This window comes from Pseudolabrys taiwanensis (assembly GCF_003367395.1).
Lineage (GTDB): Bacteria > Pseudomonadota > Alphaproteobacteria > Rhizobiales > Xanthobacteraceae > Pseudolabrys > Pseudolabrys taiwanensis.
This window is the reverse complement of record NZ_CP031417.1, coordinates 3,862,846-3,877,991: the sequence shown is the minus strand read 5'-3', so window position 1 is coordinate 3,877,991 and position 15,146 is coordinate 3,862,846. Positions and strand designations below refer to the sequence as shown.

Genomic DNA, 15,146 nt, shown 5'->3' with positions numbered 1-15,146 from the left:
ATGATCGCGATGTGTGCAGCGGCGGCCGTGATCACATTGCTCACACTGATTCTGCCTTATGGCTCGGCAGGTGCTGCCCTTTTATTAGACCGTCAGCCCTACAGCATCTTCCCGTATCCCTTCACGATTCAGAACATCACTTATCTGCTGCTGGCCTGGTCGCTCGCTGATCTGTTCGTGCGTTGGCGGATGACACAGCGAGAGCGCGCCTTCCTCGCCGCGAAATTTCTGCCCGAAGATTCGACGACGATGCTCGAAGTCCACGAGCTCGGGCCGATCCGCATCCGTGTCGCGCCGCTGCACGATGCAGACAGCGGCTTCCTGCCGGCGTTGATGGACATGACGATCCTGCAGCTACAGGCCAGCAAATCGGTCGAGCAGTCGATGACGCTGCTGACCAATGCGCTGAGCCTGATGAGTGATCGCGTCGATCTGCGTTACCAGATGCTGCGCTACATGGCGTGGCTGATCCCGACCATCGGCTTCCTCGGCACCGTCATCGGCTTGTCGCTGGCGCTGCATCTGATCGATCCCAAGAACATGGATCTCGGACGCGTCGTCGGCGGGCTGTCGGTGTCGTTCTACACGACGCTGGTCGCGCTTCTCGCCAGCGCCATCCTGGCTTTCGCGCAGCACAGCGTCCAGGAGCAGGAGGAACTGGCACTCAACGCCGCGGGCCAATATTGCCTCGCGAACCTGATCAACCGCGTCTACATCGATCAGGAGATGCCGGGCGCCGCGTCATGAAGCGGCGGCGGCGCCAGTCCGACACCAGCGAAGTCGCGCTGATGGCGGTGATGACGAAGGCCATGGGCGCCTTCCTCATCCTGATGGTCTTCGCCATGCAGTACTACATCCCGGACTTCACTGCGGAGCAGATCGCCGCCATCGTCAACAGGTCGATCGGGGGTGTGCGCCAGGAGCTTGCGGGCGTCGTGGACCGCATGAAGAAAGGCGATTTCACCAAGCAGGACCTCGATGCGTTGCAGCGCCAGATCGAAGTCAGCCTCGCCAAGCTCGCCCAGGCCGAAGGCGATATAGCGCGGCTGCAGACGCGGCTCGATCAGTCGGTATCGCAGCTCAAGCGGGTCGAAGCAGAGCGCGCGCGTCTCGAGTCCGAGGCGCAGGCTTTGAAGGAAGAGGTGGCGCGGCTACGGGCTTTCGATCCTGCGGTGCTGCAGGCGAAGATCGTCGCGCTGCAGGAGCAATTGAAGACCTGGGAAGACGCGACAGCCGTGTTCCTGGAGCTACGATATCCCGACTGCGGCGATGCGATCATCGATCTGAGAGTCTCGCGCAGACTCCCTGACGGCTCGAGCGTGGCCTCGCTTGTACCGGAATCCGGGGCTCAACCATTCGATCCGATCTCGCGCGGCCCTCTGCGTGAGCGCGGTTATGACGATTATGCTCGGAGGTTTGCGGATCGCGACCCGGCCGTCGGGTTGACCTTCAGCAGTGCATGGAATGCGAGACGAGTGCGCAGCGGAGAGGTTCTTGCGGTCTACGCCGCGTATCTGAATGCCGAAACCAGGAGCGCGGCGAACAATTCCGACGGCCCGAGTTTGAACCGCAGCTATTGCGCTGCCGAATTCCGTGCCCTTGCCACCAACAGCGGGACGATCTCCGCTTCGGTCCAAATCGGCAGGAGCAATCCCTTTCGTCTTCTCACTGTAATCAAGGCGACAGAGAACGGTCTCATTCAACAGCAACTGAGCGCGGACGAGCAGCGCTGGTTCCAGCAGCGGATCGACAATGCTCCCTGCGATTCTCTGACCTGCGCTCCCGACTCTGCCGTGTACCGCAAGGAGGTCGCGAAGATTCTCTCTCAGATGTACCGCGTTCGCCTCAACGCGGCGCCGTCGCAGCAGCAGGCTACGAATACGGAAGCCACGAACCGGTTGATCGACGATCTGACGGGAAGGTTCGCGGCCGGGAGTATCAACCAGTCGCAACTGACCGACTATGCGGCACTGCTCACACCCCCTAAATCGGGAAATTCCGCAGGTATCACGCCCAGCGCCGACACGCTCGACGCTTCCCGACGGCGACTGACCGCGGCGGCCGTCCCGCCGCTTCTCGCCCAGGAGTTTCTTACGCGCGCCTCACGCGGCTGGTGGAGCGCCGACGAATTGGAGCGTCGCATCCGGAGCGTCGAAAAACAGCCGACTCCCGCATCGACGCGGAACGCGCCGGCGCCCGCGGAAAATCCCGGCCGCATGATCGCGCTGCTCAGGTCGATGAGCGAGACCGGCGCCATCACCGCCGGCGTTGCCTCGCAGTGGATCGGATTGGTGATGCAGCCGCCATCGCCTGGCGCCGCTGCTCCACCCGCGACCGTCAAACGCGATGATCTGGTCGCGCAGATGAGCAGCAAGGGCTTTCCGCCGGAGTTTGCCTCGTTCATCGCCAACCGCGTGATGGCCGGCACGATCAAGCTCGACGACTATGCGAGCGCCATGAAGATCACGAAAGGAAACGCGCCCCGATGACCCGGCGAATGGTTCGTTGCGTCCAGGGGCACCCCTTCGACGCCGGCGCACACGAGACCTGCCCAATCTGCGCGTCGCGCGAGGCTAAGAGTAGTGCTGCCTCATCGTCCGACTTAGCCACCGGTGGTCAACGGCAGGAGCCACCACCGCCTGTGCAGTGGTACAAGCACCCCGGCGTGCTGGCCGCCGTCGGCGTTGCCGCGCTTGGTGCAGTCGTCTATGCGTTGCAGCCGAAGGCGGTGCCGCCCGAGCCACCAAAGCAAACTGCTCCCGAGCCGCGGCCGGCTCCCGCCCCGCCGCAACCAGCCCCGACTCCACCGGCGCCAGCTCCGCAGCCGGCCCCGCCAGCATCGCCCCCGGCCGTGCCCGAGCCTGCCCCGGCCCCCGCTCCGGTCCGGCCGCCGTCGTCCTCGCAACAATCCGGTCCGGCCGCCGATAGGGCGCTTTACACGCAGCGCATCCTGGTTGGGCTGGCGCAAAATTCGACCGATATCGCGCCGCCCTGGATCAAACGCCGAGAGCCGGCCGACCAATGGGCTGTCGGCACGCTCGACGAGGTTACCAAGAAGGCTTTCGACGCTGCGCAACCCAATGCCGACGCGACGAAGGCGCTGATGCTGCTGATGTCCGGTTACTTGGCAATGTCGAAGGACGACATGCCTGCGGCGCTCGGCCGTTTCGAAGCCGGCTATTACTTCGGCTGCGGCATCTGCGCCTACGCGCTGGCGTCGAACATGATCAACAACCCAGCTTATCAACGTCAGCGCGACCGGGCGATTCTTTGGATGGCCATCGCCGAACGGATCGGTATCGCCGAGGCGGGGCATTACGTAGCATTCTACGGCCAGGGCGCGACGGAGGTGAAGCTCATGCGTGCTCCCACACCGGCCGGAGGCATGAAAGTTGGCGCCTACACACCACGCGAAAGTTTTCTTCTTTCTTACGCCCGGATGTCCCATTATTCGCTGGAGATGGTCGATCTCGCACGCCGCGGTGATCAGACCGCGAAAAACACGCTGCAACGGATCGGGGTCGACGTTCGACAGCTCCCGCTGACGACCTACGAATTGGCGACCCAGATCTTGCGGGCCGGCAACGCCCCCCGCAAAGAAGATCTGTCCGGGTTGGTCGATATGGCCGCGAGCGGCGATGCCGCAGCTTTGAACATGCTGGGTGAGAAGTATCCGCCGAACCCGGCGTTCGAGTTCGACTTCAGCATGCAGGTCGCGATGAATCAGGCGGCCGCACTACGTGGTAAGGAGCTGGCGATGCTCACGACCGCGACGCTCGTCAGCTCGATGGGGCGTCCCGAAGTCGCCACGCCGGGCGGCGTGATGACGAACGTGGATAGCGCCATCTTCGCCTTCGCCGGACTGGCGCTCGCCAATTCGGCAAACAGCAAACCGCTGGCGGCGCAGCTCGAACGCTATTTGGCTCGATTGACTCCGGCGGAGCGCGGCGCGCTCGAACCGTACTTCAAATCGTTGACGCCGGTTTTCGGGAAGAAATGGTAACTCGCGGCGGCTCGAATAGAACCTTGGTAGCGGCATCCTTGCGATATTCTCAAGAAAATTTGACGGCAGATCGCAACGACGGCGGCACTCGCCCCTTTCCGCACCGCGCTTGTGCCGCGAGAGATGGCGATGCCGGCGCCAGTCGCCGCGTAACTTGTGGCGAGCCCTGCTTCGGCTGTCCGCAATAGATCGCTCAGAACAAACTGGAAGTGTCGGTCCTTAAGGAAAGGCCGGTCCTTGGTCTCTTGGTATGCAAAACCAACCCGATGATGCGTCGACTAACGAGGCGTGCGTGGCACCCCTAGAGCGGCTTCCTTGCCCTCATGGCCGGGAACTACGATCCTAACCTCGTGACCGTCCTTTATGGCGTTGGAAGCGGCCATGGCGATCGCTTCAAAGGCGGCCTCCTTAGAGATGTAGGAGCCGCCCAACTCGCCGTCGTGTTCCACGCTCCAACCGTCCTTTGCGCGCTTCACACTATATGCAGCGATGCTCATGGTGTTCTCCGTGACTGCCCCCTCACACACAAACCGACAGAGCCACGCGCATGTTCCCGCCGCAGCGCATTTCAGGCGTACTCAGGAACTGCACGGAAATTCGGCGGTTGACCTTCAATCAACCGTCTTCTTCCAGGCAGCCATCTTCTCCGAGGTCCCATGTCGCAAACCGTTAGCGATTTTATCGTGCAACGCCTCGCTTCGTGGGGCGTGCGCCGCATCTTCGGTTACCCGGGCGATGGCATCAACGGGGTGTTTGGCGCCTTGCAGCGCGCTAAGGGCAAGATCGAGTTCGTGCAGGCGCGGCACGAGGAAATGGCCGCCTTTATGGCGTCGGCGCATGCCAAATTCACCGGCGAACTCGGCGTCTGCATCGCCACGTCCGGGCCGGGCGCAACGCATCTCGTCACCGGGCTCTACGATGCTCGACTTGACCACATGCCGGTGCTGGCGCTCTGCGGACAGCAGGCGCGCAACGCCATAGGAGGCCACTATCAGCAGGAGGTCGATTTGCCGGCGCTGTTGCACGACGTCGCCGGTGCTTTCGTGCAGCAGGCGTCGGCACCCGCGCAGGTGCGTCACCTCATTGACCGCGCGGTGCGCATCGCCGTCGGCGAACGGCGGGTGACGGCGGTGGTGCTTCCGAACGATCTTCAGGAAATGCCCTACGAAGAGCCGCCGCGCGCGCATGGTACCTTGCATTCGGGCGTCGGCTATACAGCGCCGCGGGTCGTGCCCTTCGAAGCCGATCTGCGCCGCGCCGCGGATATCCTCAACAAGGGCAATAAGGTCGCGATGCTGGTCGGCGCCGGCGCGCTCGCCGCCACGGACGAACTGATGGCCGTTGCCGATCGGCTCGGCGCGGGCTGCGCCAAGGCGCTCCTCGGCAAGGCGGCGCTGCCGGACGATCTGCCTTGGGTAACCGGCCCGATCGGCCTGCTCGGCACCAAGCCTAGCTACGACCTGATGGCCGAGTGCGACACCCTGCTAATGGTCGGCTCCGGCTTTCCCTATGCGGAGTTCCTGCCGAAGGAAGGCCAAGCCCGGGGCGTGCAGATCGATCTCAAAGCCGACATGCTGAGCCTCCGCTATCCGATGGAGCTCAACCTCATCGGCGACAGCGTCGAGACTTTGCGCGCGCTGCTGCCGATGCTTGAGCAAAAGACCGATGGCGGCTGGCGCAAGACTATCGCCGGATGGACCACGGAGTGGTGGCAGACTTTGGAGCAGCGGGCGCTCGCAGAGGCCTCGCCGATCAACCCGCAGCGGGTGACGTGGGAGTTGTCGCCGCGGCTTCCAGGCGATGCGATCGTCACCAGCGATTCCGGATCATGCGCCAACTGGTATGCGCGGGACATTAAAGTGCGGCGCGGCATGAAATGCTCGCTTTCAGGCGGGCTGGCGTCGATGGGCGCGGCAGTGCCGTATGCCATTTCGGCAAAATTGGCCTACCCCGATCGGCCGGTGATCGCGCTGGTCGGCGATGGCGCGATGCAAATGAATAACATGGCCGAGTTGATCACCGTCGCCAAGTATTGGAAAGAGTGGCGGAATCCCGTGTGGGTTTGCGCCGTCTGGAACAACGAAGACCTTAATCAGGTTACGTGGGAGCAGCGCGTCATGGAAGGCGATCCAAAGTTCGACGCGTCGCAGAAAATCCCGAACGTACCGTACCATAGGTTCGCCGAGCTGATCGGTCTCAAAGGGATGTATATCGATGAGCCGGGCGGCGTCGCCCGCGCCTGGGAGGAGGCATTGACATCGGATCGGCCTGTAGTGCTGGAATTCAGGACTGACCCGAATGTCCCGCCGTTACCGCCCCATATTACGTTGCAGCAGGCCAAGCATTTTGCATCAGCTTTGCTGAAGATCGATCCGGATGAGAGCAGCATCATCGCCGGCGCTGCAAAGCAGCTATTCGCCGCCATCCGGCCCGGCGGAAAGTCATAAGGCAAGTCGCGAAACCGGCGCTGACGGGCCCAGCCGCCGTAGAGAGGGGCTCCTGCGCGCATCCTATGTGGCTGCCCCAAAAATGCCTCGTCGGTGCATCTGCATCATTCCGTTAGGAGACGATCCGCAGATTGCGGCCTGAGAGCATATATTCGACTTCGCTTGCTGGTCTAGGCTCGCTGAAATGAAAGCCTTGTACCTGGGTGCATCCCTCCCGCCGAAGGAGGTTCACTTGTTCGGCAGTTTCCACGCCTTCCGCCGTCGTCGGGATGCCGAGGCTACGGCCTAGTCCTGTCACCGCGCGAACAATTGCCATCGCATCCGCCCGGCTCGTTAGGTCCCGGATGAAGGAGCGATCGATCTTGATCTTGTCGAAGGGGAAGCTGCGCAGATAGCCGAGCGACGAGTAGCCCGTGCCGAAGTCGTCCATGGAAATCCGGACGCCGAGATTACGGAGTTGGTGAAGCATTCCGAGAGTGGCGTCGCTCTCATCCATTAGTACGGCTTCGGTGATTTCGAGCTCAAGCCGGGCCGCCGGCAATTCCGATGTCGAGAGCGCCGCTTCCACTGAGCGCAGAAGCGCTTGGCTCTTGAACTGGACCGGTGACATATTCACCGCCACGCTCAGCGGACGGGACCAGGCGGCAGCATCCTTGCATGCGCGCGCGAGGACCCAATCGCCAATCTGGGTGATGAGCCCGGTTTCCTCCGCAACGGGGATGAAGTCCATGGGGGCGACAAAGCCTCTGAGCGGGTGCTTCCAGCGGATCAGAGCTTCCATCTCGATAATTTCGCCGCTTTCGAGATCCTGGATGGGCTGGTAGTACAGTTCGAATTCCTGTCGGGCGAGCGCGCCCCTTAGTTCGAGCTCGAGCAGCCGCCGGGCCTGCGCCTTTGCATCCATGCCAGGCTCGAAGAACCGATAGGTGCCACGACCGTCGGCCTTGGCGCGGTACATGGCCAGGTCCGCATTCCTCAGCAGTTTCTCCGCGACGGTGCCGTCCTCTGGGGCGAAAGAAATGCCGATGCTGGTGCCGATGACGATCTGATTGCCTTGAATCTCATAAGGCGCGCTAACGACCTCGACGATGCGCCCAGCCAGGGCCGCTACATCTGAGGCGTGCAAATCCTTGCCGGACTGCACGATGGCGAACTCATCGCCGCCGACGCGGGCGACCATGTCCCCTTCTCGAAGACATCCAACAAGGCGACGAGCTACCTCATTCAAGAGGTCGTCGCCGACTAGATGGCCAAGTGTGTCATTGACCGACTTAAAGCGGTCGAGGTCCAGGCACAGAATGGCGGCGCATTCGTTCCTGTTCACCCGCGTAAGAGCAGCTTCCAGGTGCTCCCTAAACAGAACGCGATTGGGCAGGTTGGTCAGCGCGTCGTGGCGCGCCATATGAAAGATCTTTTCCTGGGCCTTCTGCCAGTCGGTGATGTCCTCCAGGGTGGCCACCCAGCCACCGTCCTTCATGGGTCCTGTAACAGCGCGAATGATGCGGCCATTATGGTGTTCAACGAGGGTGTTCAGAGGTTCGCGCTTGCGCGCGGCGCTGATAATCCGGCTGGCAAACCCCTCCGGGTCTTCGATTTTCGCGCCGGTCTTCTGCTCACTGAGAATATCGATCAAGGTAGAATGGCGTAGTGTATCGGCTGGGATTGAGGTTATCTCGACATATTTCTCATTGAAGAGCAGGACACGACCTTCGGAGTCGAACATGCATAGGCCCTGCGACATGTTCTCCAACGCCGTATCAAGTTGTCCCTTCTGCTGACGCAGTCTTTCACGCGTTCGCCAGTCGGAAAGTGCGAAGATGAGACAGAGGCCAAGGAAAAGGATGACCGCGACAGCAATCACAAGGGAGAGCGAGGCCGGTACGAGGTCCGTATTGTCTATCGAGATAGTCGGATCGTAAGCGAACGTGACGGCGGCCATGGCGGTGAAATGCGTGCCGACGATGGCGAAGGTGAACGATAAGATGGCAACGACGGATCCCATCCAATTGAGCCGATACGCAGCGACGTAGAAGGCCGCGGCGGCAAGGCAGATGCCGAGCGCCAGCGACAAGAGCACGAGTGGGTACGACCACGAAAGGTGCGCTGGAACTTCCATGGCGCCCATGCCGAGGTAATGCATTGCGGCGACGCCGGCGCCGATGAGTCCTCCGCTGGCGATGGTGGCAGGCCGACTACCTGCTTGAAGCACAAGGTATTGCCCAATGCCGGTTATGAGAGCTGCGACACCTAACGAGAGCATCGTGAGCGTCAGGCCATAACCGATGGGAAATGGTGGTTTGAATGCGAGCATCGCGATAAAGTGTGTCGCCCATATACCAAAGCCCGCCGAGATCGCGTCGAGGGAGAGCCATGCCAAGCGGCTACGGCCTTCAGATGCTTGGGCGCGACGAAACAAACCTACGGTGGTGATTGTGGCAAGGAAGCAGACGCCAATTGCCAGTGCGACGAGTTGCCAATCGTGCTGGGAAGTCAGGCAATTGATCATCTGATACATCCGGGTGATCCGCTTGCTCGGAACGAAGCCAGATAAACGGTAAATAACGCTTGATTATTGTCAATTGTCCGCCCGCGCGGTTGCTATGTTTAATGCGGGGTAAACCAGCAAGGATGGCTGCGTTCGCGCGGGGAGTTTGGGTGGCCGAAAATTGATCTATGGCGACGAGAACTCCAATCACGGCAGATATAGCGCCGAGCGAGTTTCGGACGGCATAAGCTTAAATAGTTGTATAAGTGCATAAACTTCGATGCGGTATTTTGAAGAATTGGAACCCGGTCTTCAAGAGTTCTATTTCGATTTTACCGAAGGTGTCGAAACAGAGGAGCAACTGGCGTTGGTCCCTTCTGAAGGCTGTTCGGAGGCGCAAGGTTATCTCCTTGGACGACATCGACCTGTAGACCGAGTGTGGGAGCTCTTTAGCGGTGCAGCCGTGCGATAGCCGGGCTTCGAACAGAAGTGGCGCGCGAGTGCAAGCAAGGCGGAATCGAGTCGCTCGAAGGCTTCGGCGGCGTAGAATCGTACACCCGTGTACTATCCTCGATCCGCTAGACTGCCAAACGAAGCTGGAGGACGAGGAGACGGACAATGCGCCCCTTCGTGATCGCGGTCGTCCTGACAACCGTTCCAACACTCGGGTTCGCCGCGCCGGACGATACGCAACGTGGCCAGAAACTGGCGCGGGAGCAATGCGCTCAGTGTCACAACATCAGCAAAGAACCTTCGAGCAATGTGCAGAGAGCCCCGGCATTTCGCGATATCGCGCGATCGCCATTGAATGCCAATCAGTGGGTTGTCTATTTGGCATTTGGTCACTCGCCAATGGGAGCCGCACGCATGGCTGCAATTAGCCCCGGCGATGCCGGCGACATTGCTTCCTACATCGTTACTCTACGTCCTCACTGAGGCGACGCCGCGGCCGCGCGATCATTAAGCGCGGCAGTCCTGGCGAATGCGGCCGTCTGGCCGCATTCCGCGCACTCGCCAAATCGAATGCTTCACAAGTACCTGCGCGCGCCACTGTCTCGGTGCGCCGGAAGCTCAGCGGCAGCCTGCACTTGCGACAAACGGGCAGCACGTTCCTGTCGGTGGTGGACATGATGAACTCCCATTGGGCCTCACGCATGCTCTACTCAACTTGCAGTGAAATCGATCGCGTTACGGCGCGATGCGCCAACCGTGCTCACGTCTCAAACTCTACGCCGACAACGTCCCATTCGCGCCAGATCACGCGACATTTTCGCTCGATCAAACCGTGGCCACTTAGCAACAGGATGAAGGCATTGGGTAGCGCGATCTTTGCCGTGCTAACGCGCGCGCCTCTCCAGGTGAGTTCGAGCAAAGTGCAGGGCAACGGCTCTCCATCCATTCTTGCAATATGGGCGGGGATTTCAGCCGGGCATGCGGGTAACCGCCGCACCGGAAATGCTATTACGTTCATGGACACTAGGTACCGGTCAGACCTGAAAAGCAGGTTGAGATAAGTCCTTACTGCGCGGTGGGCCGCCTCTATAAATTGCGATCAAGCCGGAACTTGTGTATTTTTGTACCCCGCTGGGAGCTTGAAACGTTACCGGCCAGGAAGCGTTGCTTCCGCATCATCGGCCGATGTCAACGGGGCGTCGGTGGCTGAGAGACGCATCGCGCCTCCCGCCGGAGACGGGAGCGATTCGATGAGCACGCCCTTCGTTTTCTATCGTGTCTTCCAAGAAGGCGACGATTGGCGGTGGGAGATCATCGAAAATTTCCGGATCGTTGCATACGGCTACGAGAAGACCTCCGTAGCCGCGCGGGTACAGGCGATGATTTTTGCTCTCCACGCAGGAACGGCCGTGGCGGAACGTTAGTTCTCGGTCTAGTCGAGAGAAGGCTGCGCAAGTGCCCCGTTATTATTTCCTGGTGCAACCGGACGGCCCTATTGATGCCGAAGGTGAGGAATTGCCCGATGACGCAGCTGCTATTTGCATGGCCGCGCTTGTGGTCAATGATATAACAAAAAACTATCCGGGTGGGGCACAAGACGTTTATGCGTCCGCGACGAAACCGGCCGTGTGGTGGAAGTGCTCGATCTCGTGAAGTGACCGTCACCGGAGGCAACGCCTCTTCAGCCGTCTTAGCCCTGCACGAGCCGAAGCTTCGGTCAAGGCCGGCACGTAGTTACGGTTGTAACGGCCACCATAGACCGCGATAAGGCGTCGGCGAACAAGAACTCGTGCCTCAAAGTGGGTCCAAATTTCTTCCAAGGGCCGTGATTTGAGTCAAAATGTTTCGGCGCGTAGACGGGCAGATTTCGTGGATGTGGCAACGAGCCTCGACAGCGCCATTCGACCGGGACCTGGAACTCGCCGTTATCGACGCGGACGGTGAACATGCGCTCGTCTTTCCTTGCCGCCACATCCTCAATGGTTGGATGAATGCCATGACAAGGGAACGGCTGGATGTTCAGCCGACCCACTGGCGGCCGTGGGATGAACGGCACCAGCCGCTCGGCTGACGCAGACCGCTTAGGGGCTTTCATACGCGCGGTTGGCGGCCTCAAGCTTGGCCTCTTCTTCCACCAATAGCCGGAGAATCGTCTCGCGCTTTTGCTGGTCGGTCTCGGCTTCTAGCAGCCGCCGAAAATGCTCAATATTAAGCTTGGCGATCGTACGGTCCATGATTCACGCCGGCGTGGTGTATCGCCTCAATCTTTACCACCATATTCTGGGATTGGAACGTTTCAGAACCACGCGCCAGCGATAGCTGCAATCGATTAAAATACGCAGATGCTCGCCGTGTCGGCATCACATACGCAGCGTTTGCAAGGAAGGCCTTCAGGCGCCCGCTTCCAGCCTGCACCTCGCCATTCTCGAGACCGACAACCTCCTCCGGCGCGCCCCGTCTAGGAACCAGGGGGAACCTTGGCGCTCCGGTCCAAGCAACACAGAATTACCGCTGCCCCATTTGTTTAGAAAGTCGCGACTCATGTTGGTTTTGGCTATCCTTGATGTCACCTAGGGAGGGCTCGGATCGCCCCACCCCCTTGCCCACTTGCCGAGCCCGGAGGCCGCCTAGTTGGCGGCCTCTTTCGTTGCCGTTGTCCTGGGACGGATACGAGACTGCGCGATGGCTACGCCGGGATACACGTAACTGGCATCAGTGGGACGCACGCGGCCGCAGGTCTATGCGCGATCGTCGGTCAGATCGTAGGCGTGTGCGCTGAGCTCCTGATGTGACCGGCATAGTGGCGGTGCTTCAACTGCCCCGGCCACCTTGGGAAAGCACATGAATTGTCGTCCCGCGCCGTTCGGCGACACGGGTCCCCATCTCACCTTGGAAAAATAGTCAGCTCCTGCATTGGTGGAAACCCACTTATCACCAGGATCAACTTGCTTGGTCATTCGCCAAAGCATGTTGAGCGTTGTCTGTGCCTTATCGAGCTGGCCCACCCAAGTGGTGATCGCTTGGAAGTCATTCCAATGCACGACCGCCAGAATCAAATCCCCCAGCGCTCTATACCCAGAGCGCCCACGGCGACCGCCTCGCCCGCGAAGCCGGGCATCTGCCGGGGAACGCTGCGAACATCTATTCCCTCACCTATGCGCAAGGTGAGGGCCAGGGCCAAAAAAGCCCAGTGGAATCAATATCGAAAAAGAAGATTGGTGCGGTCGAGAAGTGACAAAATGCGGCCCTGCAAGCACTTAGCCGAAGGTGAGGGTCAAAACGGGCCATTGAGTAGCAAAAGGAATTTCAGGCCGCACCCGCACCTCATCGGCCATGAGACGCCGTCCTCCGGCACCCATGCTGGTGACACCCGACCTGCCGACGCGAGGATGGAAGGCAGTATCCAGTGCAATCAAGCTAAACCGACTCCGACGACGGTGTCGTTACCGTTTCGAAAGTTACCAAACGCTGAATGTCGTCGGACAAGATTCCGGTCGCGGTCGCGTGTCGTACGCCGGGGATTACCTGCACATCGAATAACTCCGTGACCTCGCCTTCTAACTTAATCCATTCGACAATGTTGCCGGTGGCTAACTCGACGATCTGTATCCCACACCAAGGCTCGGCATTGCGCTTATTCAGTTCGAGGTCGAGTGCGAGCCCCGAGAAAGACCCGTCGCGCGGCAGCGACAGGCCCACAAGCGCGTAGCCATTGTGGAACGCAAGTCCGCGCAAGAATCCCGGGCAGAACGTTAGTGGAGTAAATTCACCATTCGTCAGATCAATGGTACCCAGGTAACCGGTGCCAGCATTGAGTACCCAAAGCCTGCCCTGATGCAAACGCGGGCTGTGCGGCATGGACAGGCTTTCGCTAACGATTGCGTTGCTGTGTACGTCGATCACGCAGCCTCCATTGGCGCGCCGATCGCGCCAGCCGTTGACCACATCGCTTTGGCATACTGCGGTAACATAAGCAGGCGCGCCGTCACGCATGGCCAGCCCATTCAGATGGCAACGGTCCTCGGGCGCCAGCTTGGAGATGAAGGGCGGCTTCCAGAATACGCGAAAGGAATGGGTCGGACTAAGTAGCGCCAGGCACGAATAGCTTGTGTTGACGAATACAATGCGACCATCAGCCATGACGGTCACGTCATGAATGTCGAGATCGCCGGTCGTGTGGGCGATCCGTGGCACATAATGGCGGTCTGCGCCCTCGTTAGTCCGCTGGTCCGGACCGAGAACGTTCTCTAATCGCCAGATTTGAAATAGCGTTGCCAGCAAGATGCGCTGCGGATCGGCCCATAGCCCCATAGAACGGGCAAAAAAACGCTCGTGGAATGAAATGCGTTCCTGTCTGTCAACGCCAACCAGATAAAGCCGACCACTCTGATAAGAACTGAAAGCGATACTGACATCGTTGCGCAAAAGCCAGGCCGTCAATCCGCGCGTGCAGCTAATTTTAGTGGACGGCGGCGCTTCCGGCGCAACTGTTGACTGTTGTAGCGTGTCCGCTCCTGCTGACATGGAATGGACGGGTGCCTTCTGCCCACCATCGGCACCAATCAAACATTCATCCATTGGGTCACCTTTGCGATTAGAACGATGCCGCCTAGACCGGTCTCGTCCCTGCTCGATTCTCTTCCGTCCGGCGCGGCATAATTGATGGCTGCGTCCGCGCGCGGCATCGCCGCATGTGAGCCGTAGCGATCGCGGGTGAGGTCGCCGTGAGCATTCAACTCAAATGCCGGACCCAGCGACGAAAGACCATGGTTTCATCATCGCTTTCGTCGGCGTCCAACGTAACGGGCAAGCCGACGCGGGCGTCACGCGGGCTGAAGCCGAATTTCTGCCGGAAGACGCGGCTGAAATGCGCTTCGCTGACAAAGCCGTACTGGTACGCGATTTCGCTGATGCTGCGCATTTCCCGCGGGTCGTTGAGGAGGACATGGATCGTTTCAAGGCGCCGCTTTCGAATGTAGCTGGTTACGCCTTCGGCGTGCATGAAAGCGCGATAAAGGCGCGCTTTGGAAATGCCGAGTGCCTTACAAACGCCTGAGGGGTCGAGCTTGGGCGAGGTCAGGTTCTGTTCGATGTAAGTCTCAGCGCGGTGACGGACGTCGGCCACGCGCCGGCTCAATGGCGTCGATGACGCGTCAGACGCCGTTTTCAAACACGCCGCCACCAGGTGAACCAGGGTGCGGCTAAGGGCCGGAGCATCCGCGGCCGCCATCTGCGGAAGCTGCCGTACCAGCGAGAGCATGTAATCGGCCAGCAGGCGTCCCCAGCCGCCTTCGATCAAGAGCCCGTGATGCGGCGGAATCTCCTGCACAGCCTGCCGCATTGCGCGTCGCGAAACGGCGCAGGTGATGACCTCGTGCACGGTCGTTTCCGATCTGAAATCCCGTGTCATATCGAAGACGATGATTTCACCAGGGCCAACGGTGCGCACAAGATCACCCTGATCGAGGGTAAACACCGTCGTCCCGCCCAACTGGAATGCCAACGAGACCCAGTCCTCGGCGTCGGCGCGCGCCATCTCAGGCGTGCGCGCCAGACAAACCGCGGGCAACCGCGAATGCGCGAGCACGATCTCTCCAAGGGTCCAGGCGTCGACGAGCGCGGTGAACCGGGCCGGATCGGCACCTTCCGGCAACCAGACCCGGTGTGCGTGCACGGCCGAACGCCAGGCGTTGAAACGGTCATTCTCGGGGAGATCGTTGGTGTCGAAGTGCACCGCGGGGGTCGGTGCGTTCATTGC

General features: G+C 60.4%; 12 protein-coding genes. 6 read left to right on the top strand and 6 right to left on the bottom strand.

Going from position 1 to position 15,146, the window contains the following annotated elements; all coding sequences use genetic code 11:
- Positions 1-27: 27 nt before the first annotated feature.
- The 3 genes from DW352_RS18395 (at position 28) to DW352_RS18385 (ending at position 4,003) form a co-directional block, all read left to right on the top strand.
- On the top strand, positions 28-747 hold the full coding sequence (locus DW352_RS18395) for a MotA/TolQ/ExbB proton channel family protein (RefSeq protein ID WP_210209855.1): 720 nt from the start codon (positions 28-30) through the stop codon (positions 745-747).
- Positions 744-2,489, top strand: a complete 1,746-nt coding sequence (locus tag DW352_RS18390; RefSeq protein WP_115692693.1) for a coiled-coil domain-containing protein — start codon at positions 744-746, stop codon at positions 2,487-2,489. The genes DW352_RS18395 and DW352_RS18390 overlap by 4 nt, the downstream gene beginning before the upstream one ends.
- Before the next feature lie 152 nt (positions 2,490-2,641).
- Positions 2,642-4,003: a hypothetical protein gene (locus DW352_RS18385; RefSeq protein ID WP_115692692.1), complete on the top strand. Its 1,362-nt coding sequence runs from the start codon at positions 2,642-2,644 to the stop codon at positions 4,001-4,003.
- Positions 4,004-4,281: 278 nt separating this feature from the next.
- On the opposite strand, the gene DW352_RS18380 is transcribed toward DW352_RS18385, so the two are convergent.
- The gene (locus tag DW352_RS18380; protein ID WP_115692691.1) at positions 4,282-4,500 is read right to left on the bottom strand and encodes a hypothetical protein; all 219 of its coding nucleotides are present in this window, start codon (positions 4,498-4,500) and stop codon (positions 4,282-4,284) included.
- Positions 4,501-4,659: 159 nt separating this feature from the next.
- Between DW352_RS18380 and DW352_RS18375 the strand changes: the two genes are divergently transcribed.
- Complete coding sequence (locus tag DW352_RS18375) at positions 4,660-6,450, top strand: thiamine pyrophosphate-requiring protein (protein ID WP_115692690.1); 1,791 nt, start codon at positions 4,660-4,662, stop codon at positions 6,448-6,450.
- Between the two features lie 112 nt (positions 6,451-6,562).
- On the opposite strand, the gene DW352_RS18370 is transcribed toward DW352_RS18375, so the two are convergent.
- Positions 6,563-8,965, bottom strand: a complete 2,403-nt coding sequence (locus tag DW352_RS18370; RefSeq protein WP_115692689.1) for a bifunctional diguanylate cyclase/phosphodiesterase — start codon at positions 8,963-8,965, stop codon at positions 6,563-6,565.
- Between the two features lie 588 nt (positions 8,966-9,553).
- On the opposite strand from DW352_RS18370, the gene DW352_RS18365 reads away from it, so the two are divergent.
- Both DW352_RS18365 and DW352_RS26935 read left to right on the top strand, forming a co-directional pair.
- A complete protein-coding gene (locus tag DW352_RS18365) occupies positions 9,554-9,871 on the top strand; it encodes a c-type cytochrome (protein WP_115692688.1) in 318 nt (105 codons plus the stop codon).
- Between the two features lie 767 nt (positions 9,872-10,638).
- Positions 10,639-10,812 carry a hypothetical protein gene (locus DW352_RS26935; protein WP_162827050.1) on the top strand — a complete coding sequence of 58 codons (174 nt, stop codon included), beginning with the start codon at positions 10,639-10,641 and terminating at the stop codon, positions 10,810-10,812.
- Between the two features lie 657 nt (positions 10,813-11,469).
- On the opposite strand, the gene DW352_RS27090 is transcribed toward DW352_RS26935, so the two are convergent.
- From DW352_RS27090 to DW352_RS18340, 4 genes are all read right to left on the bottom strand, one after another.
- Complete coding sequence (locus DW352_RS27090) at positions 11,470-11,622, bottom strand: hypothetical protein (RefSeq protein WP_170153526.1); 153 nt, start codon at positions 11,620-11,622, stop codon at positions 11,470-11,472.
- Positions 11,623-12,126: 504 nt separating this feature from the next.
- The gene (locus tag DW352_RS27650) at positions 12,127-12,393 is read right to left on the bottom strand and encodes a hypothetical protein (protein ID WP_425374665.1); all 267 of its coding nucleotides are present in this window, start codon (positions 12,391-12,393) and stop codon (positions 12,127-12,129) included.
- A 412-nt stretch (positions 12,394-12,805) separates the two neighbouring features.
- A complete protein-coding gene (locus DW352_RS18345) occupies positions 12,806-13,966 on the bottom strand; it encodes a TIGR03032 family protein (protein WP_210209854.1) in 1,161 nt (386 codons plus the stop codon).
- Positions 13,967-14,120: 154 nt separating this feature from the next.
- Positions 14,121-15,143: a helix-turn-helix domain-containing protein gene (locus tag DW352_RS18340; protein ID WP_115692685.1), complete on the bottom strand. Its 1,023-nt coding sequence runs from the start codon at positions 15,141-15,143 to the stop codon at positions 14,121-14,123.
- Between the last annotated feature and the right edge of the window lie 3 nt (positions 15,144-15,146).

Coding starts and splice junctions, on each gene's coding strand:
- DW352_RS18365 (WP_115692688.1), top strand. CDS start 9,554: ATGCGCCCCTTCGTGATCGCGGTCGTCCTGACAACCGTTCCAACACTC.
- DW352_RS18375 (WP_115692690.1), top strand. CDS start 4,660: ATGTCGCAAACCGTTAGCGATTTTATCGTGCAACGCCTCGCTTCGTGG.
- DW352_RS18345 (WP_210209854.1), bottom strand. CDS start 13,966: ATGGATGAATGTTTGATTGGTGCCGATGGTGGGCAGAAGGCACCCGTC.
- DW352_RS26935 (WP_162827050.1), top strand. CDS start 10,639: ATGAGCACGCCCTTCGTTTTCTATCGTGTCTTCCAAGAAGGCGACGAT.
- DW352_RS18370 (WP_115692689.1), bottom strand. CDS start 8,965: ATGTATCAGATGATCAATTGCCTGACTTCCCAGCACGATTGGCAACTC.
- DW352_RS27090 (WP_170153526.1), bottom strand. CDS start 11,622: ATGGACCGTACGATCGCCAAGCTTAATATTGAGCATTTTCGGCGGCTG.
- DW352_RS18380 (WP_115692691.1), bottom strand. CDS start 4,500: ATGAGCATCGCTGCATATAGTGTGAAGCGCGCAAAGGACGGTTGGAGC.
- DW352_RS18390 (WP_115692693.1), top strand. CDS start 744: ATGAAGCGGCGGCGGCGCCAGTCCGACACCAGCGAAGTCGCGCTGATG.
- DW352_RS18340 (WP_115692685.1), bottom strand. CDS start 15,143: ATGAACGCACCGACCCCCGCGGTGCACTTCGACACCAACGATCTCCCC.